Below are 17,958 nucleotides of genomic sequence, written 5' to 3'. Positions count from 1 at the left end.
CCTTTCAGGAATTGCGTCGGTTAATTTTGATGGATTTGGAGTTCTTTCTTGTAAGCAAATAAATTCCCGCAATAATTAACGGGACGCTCAAAATTTGCCCCATATTAAGTATCATCCCTTCTTCGAAATAAGTTTGATTTTCTTTAACGAATTCGACGAAGAAGCGGAACGTGAAAACAAGTATCAGAAAATACCCGAAGAGAAGACCTTCTTTGAAACTTCCTTCTTTCTTTTTGTAATAGGAAAAAAGGAATATAAACACGATAAGATAAGCGATCGATTCGTACAATTGAGCGGGATGTCTCGGCAGACTATCGACGTGCGTAAAAACAAATCCCCAGTCGCTTCCAGTCGGCACTCCGATAATTTCGGAATTGAAAAGATTGCCCAGCCTGATGAACGAGCCGCCGAGCGCAACGGTTATTACCAATCTATCCATCAGCCAGAAGAATGAGTACTCTTTATATTTTTTCGTAAACAAATATATAGCCGTAAGAATACCGATTGCGGCGCCGTGGCTGGCAAGTCCTCCTTTCCAGACCTGCAAAATTTCGAGCGGATTGGAAAGATAGTAAGAAGGATTATAGAAAAGGCAATGACCTAAACGCGCGCCGATGACGGTTCCTAAAATCATATACCAGAGTAAATCGTTAAGATCGTCTTCGTTTCTCTTTTCCTTCCGGAAGATGTACGACATTATCTGAAATCCGATAATGAATCCGAGCGCAAACAACAGACCGTACCATCTTATCGAGAAGGGTCCGAGCTTAAATATTTCAGGATTGACGTCCCAGTAAATCAACCATTGCCTCAAATTGTTCACCTAAAATTTAATAAAATTAAGATTAGAAGCCTAACTTAAATCTTTTTTGTTTATTTTAAAGCAACCGTTAAATTCGTACAGGATTTATTATGCCTCTTAAAAAAGCCCCTCGTCACAAAGAACTTTCCCCTTCGGAATTAAAATGGACTTGCGACACTTCCGTTTTCGAATTCGAAAATACGAAAAGCCTGAAACCGATCGAAGGAATTGTCGGACAGGAACGTGCTTTGAAAGCCCTGAAAATAGGAGTTGAACTCCGCAGCCCCGGATACAATGTATTCGTTGCCGGACTTTCCGGCACCGGGAAATTGACGACAATCAAAAAGATGTTAGAATCGATTGCGCCTACGGACAACGGGAAACTATACGATTACGCTTACGTAAATAATTTCAAAGATATCGACAGACCTGTATTGCTGAGATTTAAGGCTGGCCAGGCTAAAAAATTCAGAAAAGATTTGAAAAGCTCGATTCGATTCCTTCAGGAACGAATTCCTCAAGTATTAAATTCCGAACCCTTTGTCAGCCGCAAGAAACAACTTCTTTCCGAATACGGCAAAAAGCAGCGCTCTCTAATGACAAGCTTCGAAGAAAAACTAAGGAAAGATAATTTTACTCTGGGCGAAGTTAAATCGGGCGAAATGGTTCGACCCGAAATACTCGCATTGATTGACGACAAACCGGTATTTGTACAGCAGATTCAGGAATTCGTACGCGAAGGCAAAATCTCTTCCGAAAACGCCAATGAAATTATCAGCAAATATTCCTCTTATCAGGAAGAACTTCAGCAGGTTTTCGTAGAAAGCCTTAAACTTACGCAATCGTATCAGGAGAAGATAAATCAGCTCGAAACCGAATCGGTCTCGTCAATAGTAAAAGTTACGATAGATGATTTGAAGAAAAAATACAGAGAGCGCAAGATTAAACATTATCTTGAACAGGTGACGGAAAACATACTTTTGAATATCGAAATTTTCAAAGGACAAAATCCGGTCCGGGAAGAATCGGAAGACGGCGTCGTTATCGATTACCTCAAAGAATACGAAGTCAACATAATTCTCGATAATTCGACTACAAAAGCCGCTCCAGTGATAATCGAGACTACTCCCACATATACAAATTTGTTCGGCACAATCGAAAAAGTTAGCGACGGACGGGGCGGATGGTACGCCGATTTTACGCGCATCAAAGCCGGGTCGATATTAAGAGCCAACGGCGGATTCCTCGTTATAAACGCGCTCGACGCTCTCGGCGAACCCGGCGTTTGGAAAGCGCTCAAACGCTCTTTGCTCTACGGCAAACTGGAAATTCAGGATTTCGCAAACGTTTATCAATTTTCCCCGTCCATTCTGAAACCCGAACCGATCGAAATCGACACCAAAATAATTCTTATCGGAAATAATTACGTCTATTCGTCACTATCGTATTACGAAGACGACTTCAATAAAATTTTCAAGATAAAAGCCGAATTCGACAACGTAATGAAACGTTCCGAAAGCGCGCTGAACGAATACGCCCGACTGATTAAAAAATTAATAGAATCGGAAAAGTTGTACGAATTCGACAAAACGGCTATTGCGAGGCTGATCGAATACGGCGCGCGTTACGCCGGAGAAAAGAATAAACTCACCACGCGGTTCGCATATATAGCCGACCTTGTGAGGGAAGCCGATTTTTGGGCAAAAGACAATGGCAGCAAGATTGTAAACTCTTATCACGTCGACCAGGCGTACAATTCATATATCGAACGTCACGGCTTGTACGAGTCGAAAATTTCCGAGTATATTGAAGAAGGAGCAATTTTAATCGATACCGAAGGCGCGCGCGTCGGAACGGTAAACGGACTCGCAGTTTACGATGTCGGAGCATATTCATTCGGTAAGCCCACAAGAATAACCGCTTCCGTATCTCTGGGAAACGGCAGCATAATCAATGTGGAAAGAGAAGCCGGACTGAGCGGCAAGACGCATAATAAAGCGGTGCTGATAATTTCCGGATATTTCAGAGAAAAGTTCGGACGAAATATGAACCTTTCCTTCAGCGCCAGTCTGGTATTCGAGCAGGGCTACAGTATGATCGACGGCGACAGCGCGTCGACAGCCGAAATCTGCGCTCTCCTTTCGGCTATTTCGGGCGTTCCCGTTAAACAGTCGATTGCCATTACCGGATCTGTGAATCAAAAAGGCGAAATTCAACCGATAGGCGGCGTCAACGAAAAAATCGAAGGATTTTTCGACGTCTGCAAAAAACGCGGACTTAACGGCTCTCAAGGCGTCGTAATTCCACATCAAAACGTAAAAGATTTGATGCTAAAAGACGAAGTAGTAAATGCCGTAAGCGCAAAACGGTTTCACATCTATCCGGTAAAAACCGTCGAAGAAGCAGTCGAAATTTTGACGGGAGTAAAAGCCGGCAATTTGCTTAAAACGGGAAAACACGAAATTAATACACTTTTCAACAAAGTTGAAAAAGAACTTGAATCGATGCTGAAAAAGTCGAAACAGGAAAGCAGGAAAAAGCTAAAAAAATAATGCTTTTACCCTCTTTCGTATTAATTTCTTTCCGTTAATTGTATTATTTTTGTCGTAATCAAAAATAATCTTTTAACTGCATGAACCCGTTATTTGCAAAGACAAAAATATTAGCCACACTCGGACCGGCTTCCGATTCCAGAGAGCGGCTTGAAGCATTAATCGACGCTGGCACGGACGGTATTCGTCTTAATTTTTCACACGGAAACAAAGAATATTTCACACGGCTATTCAATTTAATTCACGACATTTGCGTGGAAAAATCGCTTCCGATTCCGATTTTAGTCGATCTGCAGGGACCCAAAATCAGAATCGGAGAGCTTACCGAACCGGAAATTGAAATTAATACCGGCGACATAATCGAAATAACCACCGACGATATTCCCGGCACAAAAGAGATAATTTCCACCAGTTATAAAGACTTAATCAAAGATGCAAAAAAAGACGAGACGATTTTAATCGACGACGGACTTATAAAACTCAGAGTTACCGAAAAGAAAAAGAACAGACTTGTCTGCACAATCCTCGAAGGCGGAATATTAAAGCCTCGCAAAGGGATGAACTTACCGGGAATGAAATTGAGCGCTCCTTCGGTAACGGAAAAGGATTACGAGAATCTCGAATTCGCTCTACAGTACCGGGTCGATTTTATCGCTCTTTCATTCGTTCGCAGCGCCGAAGATATAAGGGGTTTGCGCAAATGGTTAAAAGACAGAGGCTATACAATCCCATTGATTGCTAAAATCGAAAAACAGGAAGCGGTCGACAACTTCGAAGAAATTCTGAAAGAATCCGACGGCATTATGGTTGCAAGAGGCGATCTCGGCGTCGAACTCGGTCCGCATCTTGTTCCGGTAATACAGAAAAAGATAATCAGAAGATGCAACGAAGCCGGAAAACTCGTCATTACCGCCACTCAAATGCTCGAATCGATGATTCACAATCCCGTGCCCACCAGAGCCGAAGCTTCCGACATTGCAAATGCTGTTTGGGACGGGACAGACGTTGTTATGCTGAGCGGCGAAACGTCGGTGGGTAAATATCCGGTCGACGCCGTTAGAATTATGAACGAAATTCTTTTGACTACGGAATCCGACCCCGGTATGCGAAAAAAGACAAAGTACGAAAAACCCGAAAACATTTTCGAAAATATGGTCGACGCAACCGGAGCGGGAATAGTTCATATTTCCGACCAGCTGAACGCCTCTGCAATTGTAATTTTTACCCATTTCGGATCGAAAGCAAATATCATTTCCAAATTCAGACCGAACGCCTCGATTTTTGCTATTTCGGACAAGTTCGAAACTTTGAACACATTGAATCTCCACTGGGGAATAAAACCTTTTTACCTTTCGCACATCAGGGACGAGGATTCGGCAATAAGAGAATCGATGAACCTTCTGAAAGAAAAAAACTTGATTAAAGACGGAGATGTGGTTATTTTTGCCGCAGGTCAACCGTTAACCGACGGAAGACGCAGTTGGCTCCGTTATTCGATCGTATAATTTTTTAATAAAAAATATTACCAGCCGAATTTTTCTCTTAATTAAAAGAGAAGGGGTAAAGTAGATAAAAAAATGGATAGAACGGCTGGCATAAAATACAAACCCGCCAGATGGTGGTCGTTAAACGATAAGGGCAAAATCCTCTGCACGCTCTGTCCGCGCTACTGCACAATCGGGAACAATCAAGCCGGCTTTTGCTATATTCGTCAGAATATAGACGGTAAACTTTATACGCTCGGGTACGGACATCCGACCGGATTTGCCATCGACCCGATCGAAAAGAAACCCCTGTTTCATTTTATGCCAGGCAGCAAAATACTCAGTTTCGGTACGGCAGGATGTAATCTCGGTTGTAAATTTTGCCAGAACTGGTCGATAAGCAAAGCAAAACTCGACGCAATAAATTCCGTTGAAGCATCTCCCGAAGACGTGGTAAATATCGCTTTGAAATATAATGTTCCCTCGATTGCTTTTACCTATAACGATCCGGTAATATTCGGCGAATACGTAATCGACATTTCGAGACTTGCCCGCGAAAGGAATATTAAAACCGTAATGGTTACCGCAGGATATATCGACAAGGAAGCGCGCAAGGAAGTCTTTCAATACATCGACGCAGCCAACGTGGATCTGAAAGCTTTTACCGAAGAATTCTATCATAAATTGACATTCTCGCATCTTCAACCCGTGCTCGATACGCTTCAATGGCTTCACAACGAAACTGACGTCTGGTTCGAAATTACGACGCTTTTGATCCCGGGCGAAAACGACTCCGGCGACGAAATTAAAAGAATGTGCGAGTGGATATTAAAAAATCTGAGCGACCGAGCGCCGTTACATTTCACGGCGTTTCATCCCGATTTCAAAATGAGGAACAAACCTCCGACGCCAGCTTCGACACTCGTTCATGCCCGTAACATCGCGCTTAATATGGGAATAAAATACTGCTATACTGGCAACGTTCACAACATCGAAGGGCAAACGACATATTGTCCCGAATGCGGAAATGCCGTTATTAAAAGGGATTGGCACTCAATTCTTGAAATTTCACTTACGGAAGGGCGGTGTAACTATTGCTCGACAAAAATCGACGGAAGATTTTTTTTATTATGAATTTACTAACTTTATCAATATTTTTAATTGAATTTTTCCAATAATCTGTGAGTAACAATGAAAAACCTTAAAAAGGGGGTATGTATGAAAAAAACTCTCAGTATTACACTGATGATTTCCTTTATGGTAATTTTATTCTCTTCTTTAACCGTTGCCCAGGACAATAATGTTCGTTTCGGAAAAATCTTCGGTAAAGAAGAAGCCAATCAGCTTTTCGGTAACGTGGTCTTTTCGGTAAAAATCAAGAAAGATATTCTCAAAGCCGCTCTTTCTCGTGTGGATAAATATGTCCTTTTTGCAATAAAAGGCAAAAGACCGTTACTGTTCAACAGCAGAAGGAAACCGCTGCTCGACGATAACGTTACTTTGGACCCTGGCGAAAAAGGCTACGTCTTTAGCAAGGAAGTTGTTGAAGAATTCCTCAACAGCACAAACGATTCCGTCATCGAGATAGAAATTAGAGGCGCCGAATGGGGAGGCGGCAGACGCGCTTCCGGCTCCTTCTCGTCAAACGCCATACTGACCCTAAGCAACTCTGTTAGCACATTGGAATTTGCGGCTGATTGTCCACCTTATTGCGTAGATCCCTAAAGGTAATTTGGAATGAAGAATATAGAGTTATTTAAAATATTATTTTATATAAGCATAGTAATTTGGCTCTTCCCACCTGTACGTCAGTGGAAAACCAAATACTTCTATTTTTTCCTGATACTCGCATTAGCTGATCCGGTATCTATGCTTTTGAAAAATTATGTATTAAGCAGTAATATACATTTTTATTATCCGTTTATATCATTATTGTTGTTTTTTTCAGTTTACAGGAAAGATAAGTCAAACGAAAAAATCTATTTTCCTGTTACGGTAACCGTATCGGCTATTACTTTTGTACTTGCATTAATAATGGAGCAATCCCAGCTTGCGGTTGGGATTCTCCATTTTCTTATTGTATTTCTTTTTCTCAAGGAATTTATTATACGTTTCTCGTTCAAGAGCGAACTCGACATATTTCTTTTAATAGTCATTTTTTACGAATTCACAACCATACTCAAATACTTAAACGTGGCTTTCGGATTTACAAATGCAACCGCTTACTTTATTATTACAACAATCTTCCAGATCTCCTTTGGACTCTTCTTTTCGATCGTTAGAGGAGATAGAGCCCGGGTCGTTATTCAGCGCTGAGAATCCGTATTTTTACGCCATTCTCCTGATAGCTGTAATACTCGTGGTTTCTTTCATGTTTTTCTGGTACGTAATTCTGCCGATGCGGAAGCGTCACGAGAAAGAAGAAAAAACGATGCAGCTGCGTCAGGCGGAATTGATGGCTCTCTTTGCGAGCCTTGCCCCCGACCCGGTATTCCGAGTGGATAAAGCAAGCAATATAATTCTGGCAAACGACGCCGCTCATAAAGTCTTTCCTTTCAAGGTTCTTCTCGGCACGAAAATATCGGAAGTCCTCCCGTTTACGAAAGACCTCGACATCTACGAAATGATAAAGCGGGATATTACGATTAATTATACGACTCAGATCAATCAAAATTATTTCCAGTTCAAGATAAGCGGCATTTCGAGTCTCGAAATTTGCCAGATATACGGACGCGACATTACCGACTTAAAAAGGTCAGAAAAAGAATTGCAGGACGCATTGCGTAAAGCCGAAGAATCGCAAAAGTTAAAAGAGTTTTTCCTTTCCCAAATATCTCACGAAGTGCGTTCGCCTTTGAACGTAATTATCGGATTTTCCAATATGCTGTTCGAAGAAGCAAAAAGCAGCAACGATCCCGATATGAAAGAAATCTACCTTTCGATTATCAACAACAGCAAACGACTCTACCGTACATTCGACTTACTGTTGAATATGTCGCAAATTCAAACGGGCACATTCAATTTGCGTTTTGAACGGATTGACGTGCTGCCGATAATAAAATCTTTGACGAATGAATTTGCGACCTACGCTGAAGAGAAACGGGTTATATTAAAAGTAGTTCCGCTTACCGAAGATACTTTTATTACGGCGGATCATTATTCCGTAAATCAGATCTTTTCTCACCTTATCGACAACGCCATCAAATATTCCGAAAACGGAAACGTGGATATTATATTGCGCAGAGACGACAATTATTTCTATGTCGACGTTAAAGACAACGGCATAGGAATGCCTCCCGAATATATTGAAAAATTATTCACTCCGTTTTCGCAGGCAAACATGTCATACTCCAAGCCTTTCGAAGGTACCGGCTTGGGTTTGGCTTTAGTTAAAAATCTTTTGGACATTAATAACGCCAAAATAGAAGTGAAGAGCGAGCTGGGTACCGGCTCGATATTCACCGTTATTTTTGAGGGTAACAGTTATGGAAGAACAAGAAGTAAAAAAACCTAGAATTTTAATTGCAGAGGGAGACCAGGACAACAGACATTTTCTGACGCTCTATTTAAAAAAATATTTCTCGGCAGACACATGCGATTCCGCGGAGGGACTCTATGAACTCCTTTCGCAAAACGATTACGACATAATACTGATGGACATCGCATTAAAAGGCAACAAGGACGGTATTCAATTAATTCAGGAATTAAAGAACAACGAAGCTTATTCGCAAATACCGATTTTATGCTATACCACATTTGCAATGAACCGCGACAGGATTAACGCTCTCAATGCCGGTTGCGATATGTATCTTACAAAACCGACGGACATTAAAACTCTTCTTTATTACCTTTTTACTCTACTGAAGAAGAAAGGGAAAAATTTCACCGCTCCCGTAATCAACGGCTTTGCATACTGATAAATAAAAAGCCCGCAATAAGCGGGCTTTTATACAATTTCCCAGTCTTTATCAAACTAACAAACCTTCAACCATCAATCATATTACGTACCGGCGCTGTAATCGTTGATGTATTTAACCTGTTCTCTGGTCAATTTGTCTATTTTGTAACCCATCGTTTTCAGTTTGATCATTGCTATTTCCTGATCCTGTTCTTCAGGAATATCGATTACATCCGGTTCAAGTTTAATGCCTTTCATTTTAACTTCCGCCAAGCGGAGCTGCGACATAAACTGATTTGCAAACGACATATCCATCACTTCGGAAGGATGTCCTTCGGCGGCTGCAAGGTTTACGAGTCTGCCCTGCGCCAGTAAATAGATACGTCTACCGTTTTTGAGCGTGTATTCTTCGTTATTCGGTCGCACGGTTCTTTTGGATTTCTTCAGTTTTTCGAGATGCGGAATATTGATTTCGCAGTCGTAATGCCCGGTATTGCAGACAATCGCCCCGTCTTTCATACTCTTGAAATGCTTTGAAACGATTACATCCTTAACTCCGGTTGCAGTTATAAATATATCTCCGATTTTTGCAGCTTCGTCCATCGGCATAACCCGGAAGCCTTCGAGCGCGGCTTTCAGAGCGGCGGTCGGTTTAACTTCCGTAACGATCACATTGGCGCCCATTCCGGCGGCTCTCATTGCTACGCCTCGTCCGCAATGACCGTATCCGGCGACAACGAAATTCTTGCCCGCAAGCAAAACCGAAGTGGCTCTTAATATACCGTCGATAGAAGATTGACCCGTTCCGTAAACATTGTCGAAATCCCATTTCGTTTCGGCGTCGTTAACGGCAATAACCGGATAGAGCAGTTTCTTTGCGGCAGCCATTGCGCGCAGTCTGTGAACTCCCGTTGTTGTCTCTTCCGTTCCGCCGACAATATTCTTTGCCAGTTCAGGATATTTATTATGAACGGTAAAAATCAAATCGGCGCCGTCGTCGAGCGTAAGATTGGGTTTCATTTTTAATGTTTGTTCAATCGACCAGTAGAATTCCTTAACGTTCTGTCCGTGCCAGGCATAAATTTCGATGCCGCTTTTTGCCAGCGCTGCGGCAATTTCGTCCTGTGTCGACAACGGATTGCAGCCGCTCCAGCTGACTTTAGCTCCGGCGGCTTTCAACGTTTCGACGAGCACTGCCGTCTCTTTTGTCACGTGAAGACACCCGGCAATCTTGAATCCTTTCAATGGTTTTGTCTTCGAATACTTTTCTCGGAGTTCCATCATCACCGGCATTCTCGATTCCGCCCATTCGATTTTTTTTCTGCCTTCGGCGGCTAATTTAATATCGCGTACTTTATACTTTCCTTCTTTGAAATCCATAAATTTTGCTCCTTATTTAACGAGTTTTTTTAGTGTTGATACCAGATCGAGTTTTTCCCACGTAAATTCTTTTTCGTTTCTTCCGAAATGGCCGTAAGCGGCTGTCTTTTGATAAATCGGTCTTCTCAGTTTCAATCGTTCGATTATGCCGTTCGGCGTAAGGTCGATTTCTTTTTTTATTAGTTTTGCCAGTTCTTTATCCGGAATAACGCCCGTGCCGTTCGTATTTACATACACCGAAACGGGTTCTTTAACGCCGATGGCATATGCAATCTGGAACAGACATTCTTTTGCAAGACCTGCAGCCACAACATTTTTTGCAATATGTCGAGCGGCGTAAGTGGCGCTCCTGTCTACTTTCGACGGGTCTTTGCCTGAAAAAGCGCCCCCGCCGTGAGGAGCCCATCCGCCGTAAGTATCCACGATGATTTTTCTGCCGGTCAAACCGGTGTCGCCGTGTGGTCCGCCGATTTCAAATCGTCCCGTAGGATTGACATAATATTTGGTTCTCTTGTCGAGCAATTCGGCGGGAATAACTTTTTTAACGATATTATCAATTACGTCAGCTTTGATTTTTTTCTGGCTAACGCCGGGATCGTGCTGCGTCGAAATCACAACCGCGTCGACTCTTTTAGGAGTTCCGTCGTCTTCAAATTCGATAGTCACCTGCGATTTAGAATCGGGTCTCAGATAAGGCATTTCATCGGGGCTGTTTTTTCTGACGTCCGCAAGGCGTTTAACGAGTTTATGAGCAAACATCAAAGGCATCGGCATAAACTCCGGAGTTTGATCGCAGGCGTATCCGAACATTATTCCCTGGTCGCCGGCGCCGCCTTTGTTTACTCCCATTGCGATATCCGGGGATTGCGAATGAATTGCATTGATTACTCCGCACGATTCCGCGTCGAATTTATATTCGGCTTTTGTATAACCGATATTTCTTATTGTCGTTCTTACAATGTCTTCGATATCGATGTATGCGTCGGTAGTAATTTCTCCCCCGACGACTACCAGTCCGGTCGTAACAAAAGTTTCGCACGCTACCCTTCCGTTCGGGTCGTTTTTCATTACTGCGTCTAATACTCCGTCCGATATTGCATCGCACACTTTATCCGGATGCCCTTCGGAGACGGATTCGGATGTGAACAAGTATGACATTTATACCTCTGTTTTATTTTTATTAATAATATTCAATTTCGGATGAATCGCCGGTATTCAATTTTTTGAAATTTCCTTTAACCGCTGCATTGCTGCCAATTATTGAGTTTTCGAGCATACTTTTGTCGATCACGGCGCCTTCGCCGATAATCGAATTTCTGATTATCGAGTCGGTAATTTTACAGCCTTTGGAAATAGTGGCATACGGACCAATCACGGAATTTATCACTTCAGCTTTATCGTCGATATAAACCGGCTCGATGACAACCGCATTGTCAAATTTTTTATGCGTCCCGTTTTTCGACAGCAGAAACCGATTGGTCTCGAGAAGTGTTTCGGGTTTGCCGCAGTCATACCAGCCTTCTACATCGAACGTCTTAATAACCTCGCCTTTGTCGATCATCAATTGCAATGCGTCAGTCAATTGATATTCTCCGCGTGTGCGGATGTTTTTATCGATTAACTCGGCGAGACATTTTTTCAGAAGAGGAGTGTTTTTAATATAGTATAATCCGACGAGAGCCAGTTTCGAAATCGGCGTTTGAGGTTTTTCTATGAGTTTAACGATCGTATCGTTTTGACAAACCGCCACGCCAAAACGCGAAGGATCTTCGACCTGCTTTACTCCAAGCGCGGTTGTGTTTTTCTCGAATCCTTTTTTCAAATCGAAATCGAAAATCGTATCGCCCAGAATAATGAAAATATCTTCGTCTCCCTGATCTTTCAGCGCTACATAAATTGCGTGTCCGAGTCCGAGCAATTCTTCCTGTTCTACAAATCTGGCGTCGATCAGAGGATATTCGCCGTTGATATAATCGACTATTTTTTCGCCCATATAGCCGATAATAAACGTGGCTTTATTTATGCCTTCCTGAATCAGTTTGTCGACGATATGCCCGATGATAGGCTTTCCGCCCACATTGAGCATGACTTTGGGAAGCGAATGCGTGTGAGGTTTTAATCGTGTTCCGAAACCCGCTGCCGGAATTACAGCTCTCAATTAACATCCTTTTTTTTAAGCGTCAATTTAATTAATAAGGCAGCGTTTATCAACTATATTATTTGCATTTAGCGCTGACATGATTGCAATCAAAAAATGTTTCTTTCAGTCGCGACTATTTCTTTTAATTCTTTTCTGCCTTTTCTTCGCGGATTATTTTCGTCTTTATAACCGAGCGCAATAACTACGACGGGTTTTTCGTCTTCATTGAGATTAAAACTTTCAGCAAATTTATTCCTGTCGAATCCTCCCATTTGATGTAAGTAGATATCGCGTTCCATCGCTTCCAACGTTAAAAATGCGACCGCCTGGCCGACATCGTATTCAGTATAATTATTCTTCTTGCCGTTGAGGGAAAGATTCCTTCTGCCCGTAACTCCAATCATAACGGGAGCTTTTGCCGCCCACGTTTTATTGCTGTCGAAAAGCGAGTCGAGCAAGGAATTGTATATGTTATCGCCTTTGAAACCGACATAAAATTTCCACGGTTGTTCATTGTATGACGAAGGAGCCAGGCGCGCAGCTTCGAGCAGCGCTTTTATATCTTCCGATGGGACCTCTTCGCCGGAAAAATCGTATGGACTGTATCTTTCGGCTAACAATTCCGATACTTTTGTTCTGCATTCAATGTTCAACTTTATTCCCTTTTTTTAGTGTATAAATCCATATTACGTAGAAATAGTTCCATAACAAAGAAAGCCTCTGCGCTTTTTTAATAAAAAAAGTATCTTGCGTTCATTAAACTTAGCTATTTATTAAAATGAACAAAAACTATTGCCTGCTAATTTTATTCTTGGGCTATACGCTCATTCCTGCTCAGGACACTCTGGTCTGGAAACTTAATAATCCGGATACTGTCGGGAATTTCAAAACTTCGTATCTTACAGATCGCCCTTCCGTAATAAACACTGAATACGGAGAGGCTCTCATTTTCGACGGAGTCGACGACGGAATCTTGGTCAACGCCAATCCGCTCGGCAATGCGGACAGTTTTACGATCGAAGTTTTTTTCCGGCCGGATTCGTCGTCGGACATTTCTAATTACGAACAACGTTTTATCCATATCAAAAACAGCGACGATTCAAGAAGGATTTTAATCGAACTCCGTTTGAAGAAAAACAGATGGACGCTCGACACCTTTATTAAAAACGGGGATTCGAAATGCACGCTAATCGATACTTCAATTTGGCACGAAGCGGGCAAATGGTACAAAGCGGCGCTGTCTTACACGAAAGGTATTATGAAGCATTCTGTTAACGGTCGAGAGGGGATGAGAGGGAAAATCGATTTCGAGCCGATCGGCGACAACGGTACGATTTCAATAGGAGTAAGACAAAACAAAAAATCTTGGTTCAAAGGCATAATCAGGGAGATTAAATTCATCCGATAAACCGTTTGTCGTAAAAGCAAAATCACGTTCCGGTTATTCTTTGCCATTCTCGCTTTATTTATTATTTTTCCTCAGTGTAAAAAAGCACAATTGGCATTAAAAGACGGGGGATGCAAAACATCCCCTTTATTGTCTGCGGAATCTGCAAAACAGAATTTCGCATAAAAATTAGAATCAAAAATTCTAAAAATACGAGCGTGTTAAATGCGCAGTCGCAAATATATTTTTTCATTTCATATAAATCCCATCCAATCAAACCAATCATTAAGGTACTAATATGAGTCTGAGTCTAATAGCCAAAAGCATATCGGCGTCCCCCACATTAGCTTTAAACGAAAAAGCGCAAATACTGCGCCAGAAAGGGGAACCGGTAATCAACTTCAGCGTGGGCGAACCGCGCAGCCGCGCGCCTCTCGATTCGATACTAGCCGCAGTTCAAATTCTCAACAGCGGCGAGGTTCGTTATACTCCTCCGGACGGGATACCCGACTTGAAGAAGGCAATTATCCGTTATACCGAGGAATTCTACGACCGGAAAGTCGAACCCGAGAACATAATTGTTTCGGGCGGAGCAAAACAGGCAATAATGGTAGCGCTTCAAACAATTCTCAATCCTCAGGAGGAAGTTTTATATCCCGCGCCTTATTGGGTAAGTTATCCCGAAATGGCAAAATTGTGCGGCGGCATCGGAGTTCCCGTTCCGCCCGAAGACGGCGCTTTTTATCCCAGAATTCAGGATATCGAAAGGAAGGTAGGCAGTTATACGAAAGCAATTATAATCAACAGTCCAAATAATCCTTCCGGAGCCGTTTACTCGGAAGAATTTATTGCCGACATTGTCGATTTTTGCGAGCGACGCGACCTCTATTTAATAATGGACGATATTTATCATCGTTTGATTTTCGACGGCAGGAAACCGATTAATCCCTGGATGTATGCAAAAAAGAAAGACGAAAACTCGAAAATGATAATTATCAACGGAGTGTCGAAACAATATGCAATGACGGGTTTTCGGATAGGCTGGGCTGTGGCAAACAAAAAACTTATCGAAGCAATGACGAATATACAGAGCCACCAATCGGGAGGGCCATCTGTTGTTTTGCAGCGCGCCGCAGTGGGAGCTCTGAACGGAATTCAATCGAGTGTGGAAAATCTCAGAGCGACTCTGGAAAACAATCGCAACGTAATGGTCGACTTGCTGCGCTCAATGGAAGGCGCAAAAGTTTTTGTGCCCGATGGAACATTTTACTGTTTTGTCGATTTCAGCGCATACGAAAAAAGCTCTCATAAACTCTCTCAGTTATTGGTCGACAAAGTTATGGTGTTGACCGTGCCCGGAGTTGAATTCGGAATGGAAGGATTTATTCGTCTTAGTTTTGCGGGTTCGATGAAAGAAATTCAGGAAGGAGTCGAAAGAATAAAATGGGCAATCGATCCGAACGCTCCTAACGAACTTTATATCGGCGACAGAAAATTAGTGAGGGACTGGTTATGAGCAAATACCTCGAATTCAATACCCCCGCTTCGAAAGAAGCGATGGAATTAGCGTCGGATTTCAGATTAAAACATCAGGGACTGACGTATCTCGACAGAGTATACTGGAATTTGCCGGAAGAAGCTCTCTATGAAGAAGCAATCTTCCGTAACGAAGGCAAAATAATCAAAGGCGGTCCGCTGCTCGTAAATACGGGAAAACACACAGCGCGAGCCGCAGCGGATAAATATATTGTTCAGGAAGAATCAACGGGAAATAATATCTGGTGGGGAATCTATAACAGGCCATACAGTCAGGCTAAATTCAACGAACTGTTTGGACGTCTGCAGGCATGGGCTCAGGGCGAAGAGTTGTTCGTTCAGGATGTATATGCCGGCGCGGATCCCGAATATCGAATGCCCGTAAGAATAATAACCGAGAAGGCATGGCATAGTTTGTTTGCAAGAAATATGTTTATTACAATCGATAATAAAGACGAATTGAAAAAATTCGTACCGGAATTTACAATTATAGCCGTGCCCGGATTCAAACTAAATCCCGTAATCGACGGAACGAGATCGGAGACGGGAATAATATTGAATTTCGGCGCCAAGATGGCGATTATCGCAAACACTCTCTACGCGGGCGAAATTAAAAAATCGGTCTTTACGGTGCTCAATTACCTGTTAACTTTCCGGGATGTTCTGCCGATGCATTGTTCGGCAAACGTAGGCAAAGAAAACGACGCGGCGTTGTTTTTCGGATTGAGCGGAACCGGCAAGACCACACTGTCCGCCGACCCCAACAGGAAATTGATTGGCGACGACGAACACGGCTGGAGTTCAAAAGGCGTGTTCAATTTCGAAGGCGGCTGCTATGCAAAAGTAATACGACTCTCTGCTGAAAACGAACCGGAGATTTATTCGACAACTCACCGGTACGGCACAATACTTGAAAACGTAGTTTTCGATCCTGTCTCGAGAGCAATAGATCTCGACGACGATTCGATTACGGAAAACACCCGCGCTTCGTATCCGATAGAATTCATTCCAAATGTAATACCCGAAGGGTACGTTCATGCCCATCCGAAGAATATCATATTTCTTACTTGCGACGCAACGGGAGTTCTGCCTCCCATAGCGAGACTTTCTCCGGAACAGGCGCAATATCATTTTATTAGCGGCTACACTTCGAAAATTGCCGGCACTGAAATCGGACTCGGAATCGAGCCCGAATTGACGTTCAGCGCGTGTTTCGGGGCTCCGTTTATGGTACGGCATCCGTTTGAATACGCTCAAATGCTCAAGCAAAGAATGCTGAAACACAACGCAAAAGTGTGGCTAATCAATACCGGCTGGGTCGGAGGCAGATTTGGCGTCGGCAAACGAATTTCGATTCGTCACACCCGCAACTTGCTGAATGCGGCTCTCGACGGCATACTCGACAATGTTAATTACCGCAAGGATAAACTCTTCGGGTTCGAAGTGCCCACAAGCTGTCCCGGAGTGCCTTCGGAAATATTAAATCCCGAAAGTTCATGGGGCAATAAAGAAGAATTCTGGAAAAAGTACGACGCACTTGCAGCAAGATTCATCGATAATTTTAAATTATACGAAAAATTCTGTTCGAAGGAAGTAATTGAAGCCGGGCCGAGAAGGTTAAACAGGACTGGTTTGGAAGGATGAATTAAAAAGAGACTGCTCAAATTAAGCAGTCTCTTTTTCATACTTAATTAATAAGAATTATCTCATAATCGCCGTCTTTCAATTTTTGAATCCACATCTCCGTAAGAAGCCGCAATTCTTCTTCAATATTATTTTCCACTTCTTCTTTCTGTTCGAGTAGATCGAGAATTTCGAATTCCAGAGCGGATTCGCCGCCGTTTTTCCAGGCATTTTGAAGCTCTGCATTCCTATGGCTGCCGAATCTCAATTCCGCTTTATGCCGGTTAATTCTGGCTTCCGGATCGACCGACGCGCCGAGGTATAATTTATGATTATAATTATTTTTGATCGAATAAACGCCCATCGGCTTTTTAGATTCCTTGTAAGCTTTTTTCAAAGCGGATTTGTCCATAAGTTTTGCTCCGTAGTATAAGTTTGTAAATGAAAAATTTTATTGCGGCAGGTAAAATTAAGAATTATCTGGGAATTAGCCTTTCCCTTTCCGAGTAAAACAATGAATGACTTTTTTGGGCCGACGAGACTTCCTGCCCCGGCGGGACGACCTCCTGGGTAGCAGGGAAATCCGAAGCCCCCAAAGTGCGTTTTTGAGTTGTTTTAATAAGGTGGTAGCGCATTTTTAGGGCATTTTTTTAGCAGAACTACTTCAGCTTTGGATATCTTATCCGACATTCAAGAGGTCATAAATTTCTATCTTGTTGTTTCCGAAAATAAAACCAATTTACTCATATCAATTAACCTAATGTAGTCATTAGTCTGATTTATACAACACTGAATAAGATAATCGCTTCTGCAACAATGAAAATTCACTTAATTAGTACAAGCTCCGATATTAATCGGAGCTATATGTATACTTCCTAGCACAATATATAATAGATCTATCTGTTGGTATTCATTTGATAGAATTATCTTTCCACTCTGCCCGAGCCGCCGCTCTTAATTAATTTTTCCACTTCGTCGACGCTTACAAGATTAAAATCGCCCGGAATCGTATGTTTCAAACAAGAGGCAGCGACTGCAAATTCAAGAGCCTCCTTTGAGTTTTCTTTTGTAAGCAGACCGTAAATCAAACCGCTTGCAAACGAATCTCCGCCGCCCACACGGTCGACAATATCGATGTCGTATCTTCTCGAGCGGT

General features: G+C 42.5%; 17 protein-coding genes. 10 read left to right on the top strand and 7 right to left on the bottom strand.

Annotated elements, in window-relative coordinates; genetic code table 11:
• Positions 1-4: 4 nt before the first annotated feature.
• Positions 5-802, bottom strand: a complete 798-nt coding sequence (gene lgt / locus ACOYVE_RS12045; protein ID WP_157867541.1) for a prolipoprotein diacylglyceryl transferase — start codon at positions 800-802, stop codon at positions 5-7.
• Positions 803-912: 110 nt separating this feature from the next.
• Between lgt and ACOYVE_RS12040 the strand changes: the two genes are divergently transcribed.
• From ACOYVE_RS12040 to ACOYVE_RS12010, 7 genes are all read left to right on the top strand, one after another.
• Complete coding sequence (locus ACOYVE_RS12040) at positions 913-3,354, top strand: Lon protease family protein (RefSeq protein ID WP_422882178.1); 2,442 nt, start codon at positions 913-915, stop codon at positions 3,352-3,354.
• Positions 3,355-3,434: 80 nt separating this feature from the next.
• Entirely contained in the window at positions 3,435-4,859 is a 1,425-nt protein-coding gene (gene pyk / locus ACOYVE_RS12035) for a pyruvate kinase (RefSeq protein ID WP_422882177.1), read from the top strand.
• Positions 4,860-4,931: 72 nt separating this feature from the next.
• Positions 4,932-5,972, top strand: a complete 1,041-nt coding sequence (amrS, locus tag ACOYVE_RS12030) for an AmmeMemoRadiSam system radical SAM enzyme (protein WP_422882175.1) — start codon at positions 4,932-4,934, stop codon at positions 5,970-5,972.
• A gap of 84 nt (positions 5,973-6,056) precedes the next feature.
• Positions 6,057-6,563: a hypothetical protein gene (locus ACOYVE_RS12025; protein WP_422882174.1), complete on the top strand. Its 507-nt coding sequence runs from the start codon at positions 6,057-6,059 to the stop codon at positions 6,561-6,563.
• Positions 6,564-6,575: 12 nt separating this feature from the next.
• The gene (locus tag ACOYVE_RS12020; RefSeq protein ID WP_422882172.1) at positions 6,576-7,154 is read left to right on the top strand and encodes a hypothetical protein; all 579 of its coding nucleotides are present in this window, start codon (positions 6,576-6,578) and stop codon (positions 7,152-7,154) included.
• Positions 7,096-8,352 carry an ATP-binding protein gene (locus ACOYVE_RS12015; protein ID WP_422882170.1) on the top strand — a complete coding sequence of 419 codons (1,257 nt, stop codon included), beginning with the start codon at positions 7,096-7,098 and terminating at the stop codon, positions 8,350-8,352. Before ACOYVE_RS12020 ends, ACOYVE_RS12015 begins: the two co-directional genes overlap by 59 nt.
• A complete protein-coding gene (locus ACOYVE_RS12010; protein ID WP_014856050.1) occupies positions 8,324-8,755 on the top strand; it encodes a response regulator in 432 nt (143 codons plus the stop codon). Before ACOYVE_RS12015 ends, ACOYVE_RS12010 begins: the two co-directional genes overlap by 29 nt.
• Positions 8,756-8,838: 83 nt before the next feature.
• Here the strand turns inward: ACOYVE_RS12010 and ACOYVE_RS12005 are convergent, their stop codons facing one another.
• The 4 genes from ACOYVE_RS12005 to ACOYVE_RS11990 form a co-directional block, all read right to left on the bottom strand.
• A complete protein-coding gene (locus ACOYVE_RS12005; RefSeq protein ID WP_014856049.1) occupies positions 8,839-10,116 on the bottom strand; it encodes an adenosylhomocysteinase in 1,278 nt (425 codons plus the stop codon).
• A gap of 12 nt (positions 10,117-10,128) precedes the next feature.
• The gene (gene metK, locus ACOYVE_RS12000) at positions 10,129-11,274 is read right to left on the bottom strand and encodes a methionine adenosyltransferase (RefSeq protein WP_041355975.1); all 1,146 of its coding nucleotides are present in this window, start codon (positions 11,272-11,274) and stop codon (positions 10,129-10,131) included.
• Between the two features lie 22 nt (positions 11,275-11,296).
• On the bottom strand, positions 11,297-12,274 hold the full coding sequence (locus tag ACOYVE_RS11995; protein ID WP_014856047.1) for a sugar nucleotidyltransferase: 978 nt from the start codon (positions 12,272-12,274) through the stop codon (positions 11,297-11,299).
• 89 nt (positions 12,275-12,363) lie between these two features.
• Positions 12,364-12,909 carry a nitroreductase family protein gene (locus tag ACOYVE_RS11990; RefSeq protein WP_014856046.1) on the bottom strand — a complete coding sequence of 182 codons (546 nt, stop codon included), beginning with the start codon at positions 12,907-12,909 and terminating at the stop codon, positions 12,364-12,366.
• A gap of 125 nt (positions 12,910-13,034) precedes the next feature.
• Between ACOYVE_RS11990 and ACOYVE_RS11985 the strand changes: the two genes are divergently transcribed.
• From ACOYVE_RS11985 to pckA, 3 genes are all read left to right on the top strand, one after another.
• Positions 13,035-13,664, top strand: coding sequence for a lipoprotein (locus tag ACOYVE_RS11985; protein ID WP_014856045.1), 630 nt, complete (start codon positions 13,035-13,037; stop codon positions 13,662-13,664).
• A gap of 277 nt (positions 13,665-13,941) precedes the next feature.
• Positions 13,942-15,159 (top strand): pyridoxal phosphate-dependent aminotransferase, encoded by a 1,218-nt coding sequence (locus tag ACOYVE_RS11980; protein WP_422882166.1) that lies wholly within the window; start codon positions 13,942-13,944, stop codon positions 15,157-15,159.
• Positions 15,156-16,823 carry a phosphoenolpyruvate carboxykinase (ATP) gene (pckA, locus tag ACOYVE_RS11975; RefSeq protein ID WP_014856043.1) on the top strand — a complete coding sequence of 556 codons (1,668 nt, stop codon included), beginning with the start codon at positions 15,156-15,158 and terminating at the stop codon, positions 16,821-16,823. Before ACOYVE_RS11980 ends, pckA begins: the two co-directional genes overlap by 4 nt.
• A gap of 43 nt (positions 16,824-16,866) precedes the next feature.
• On the opposite strand, the gene ACOYVE_RS11970 is transcribed toward pckA, so the two are convergent.
• Both ACOYVE_RS11970 and ACOYVE_RS11965 read right to left on the bottom strand, forming a co-directional pair.
• Positions 16,867-17,214 carry a GIY-YIG nuclease family protein gene (locus ACOYVE_RS11970; protein WP_014856042.1) on the bottom strand — a complete coding sequence of 116 codons (348 nt, stop codon included), beginning with the start codon at positions 17,212-17,214 and terminating at the stop codon, positions 16,867-16,869.
• A 511-nt stretch (positions 17,215-17,725) separates the two neighbouring features.
• On the bottom strand, positions 17,726-17,958 hold a 233-nt coding region (locus tag ACOYVE_RS11965; protein ID WP_422882164.1), incomplete at its 5' end, for a PfkB family carbohydrate kinase.

Source organism: Melioribacter sp., from assembly GCF_049325435.1.
Lineage (GTDB): Bacteria > Bacteroidota > Ignavibacteria > Ignavibacteriales > Melioribacteraceae > Melioribacter > Melioribacter roseus.
The sequence above is the reverse complement of the archived record's forward strand: the minus strand, read 5'-3'. Positions and strand labels throughout refer to the sequence as shown.

Bases quoted from the DNA above. Each gene is read 5' to 3' on its own strand.
- ACOYVE_RS12020 (WP_422882172.1), top strand. From the start codon at position 6,576: ATGAAGAATATAGAGTTATTTAAAATATTATTTTATATAAGCATAGTA.
- metK (WP_041355975.1), bottom strand. From the start codon at position 11,274: ATGTCATACTTGTTCACATCCGAATCCGTCTCCGAAGGGCATCCGGAT.
- pyk (WP_422882177.1), top strand. From the start codon at position 3,435: ATGAACCCGTTATTTGCAAAGACAAAAATATTAGCCACACTCGGACCG.
- ACOYVE_RS12040 (WP_422882178.1), top strand. From the start codon at position 913: ATGCCTCTTAAAAAAGCCCCTCGTCACAAAGAACTTTCCCCTTCGGAA.
- ACOYVE_RS12005 (WP_014856049.1), bottom strand. From the start codon at position 10,116: ATGGATTTCAAAGAAGGAAAGTATAAAGTACGCGATATTAAATTAGCC.
- ACOYVE_RS12025 (WP_422882174.1), top strand. From the start codon at position 6,057: ATGAAAAAAACTCTCAGTATTACACTGATGATTTCCTTTATGGTAATT.
- ACOYVE_RS11985 (WP_014856045.1), top strand. From the start codon at position 13,035: ATGAACAAAAACTATTGCCTGCTAATTTTATTCTTGGGCTATACGCTC.
- amrS (WP_422882175.1), top strand. From the start codon at position 4,932: ATGGATAGAACGGCTGGCATAAAATACAAACCCGCCAGATGGTGGTCG.
- ACOYVE_RS12010 (WP_014856050.1), top strand. From the start codon at position 8,324: ATGGAAGAACAAGAAGTAAAAAAACCTAGAATTTTAATTGCAGAGGGA.
- ACOYVE_RS11970 (WP_014856042.1), bottom strand. From the start codon at position 17,214: ATGGACAAATCCGCTTTGAAAAAAGCTTACAAGGAATCTAAAAAGCCG.
- ACOYVE_RS11980 (WP_422882166.1), top strand. From the start codon at position 13,942: ATGAGTCTGAGTCTAATAGCCAAAAGCATATCGGCGTCCCCCACATTA.
- pckA (WP_014856043.1), top strand. From the start codon at position 15,156: ATGAGCAAATACCTCGAATTCAATACCCCCGCTTCGAAAGAAGCGATG.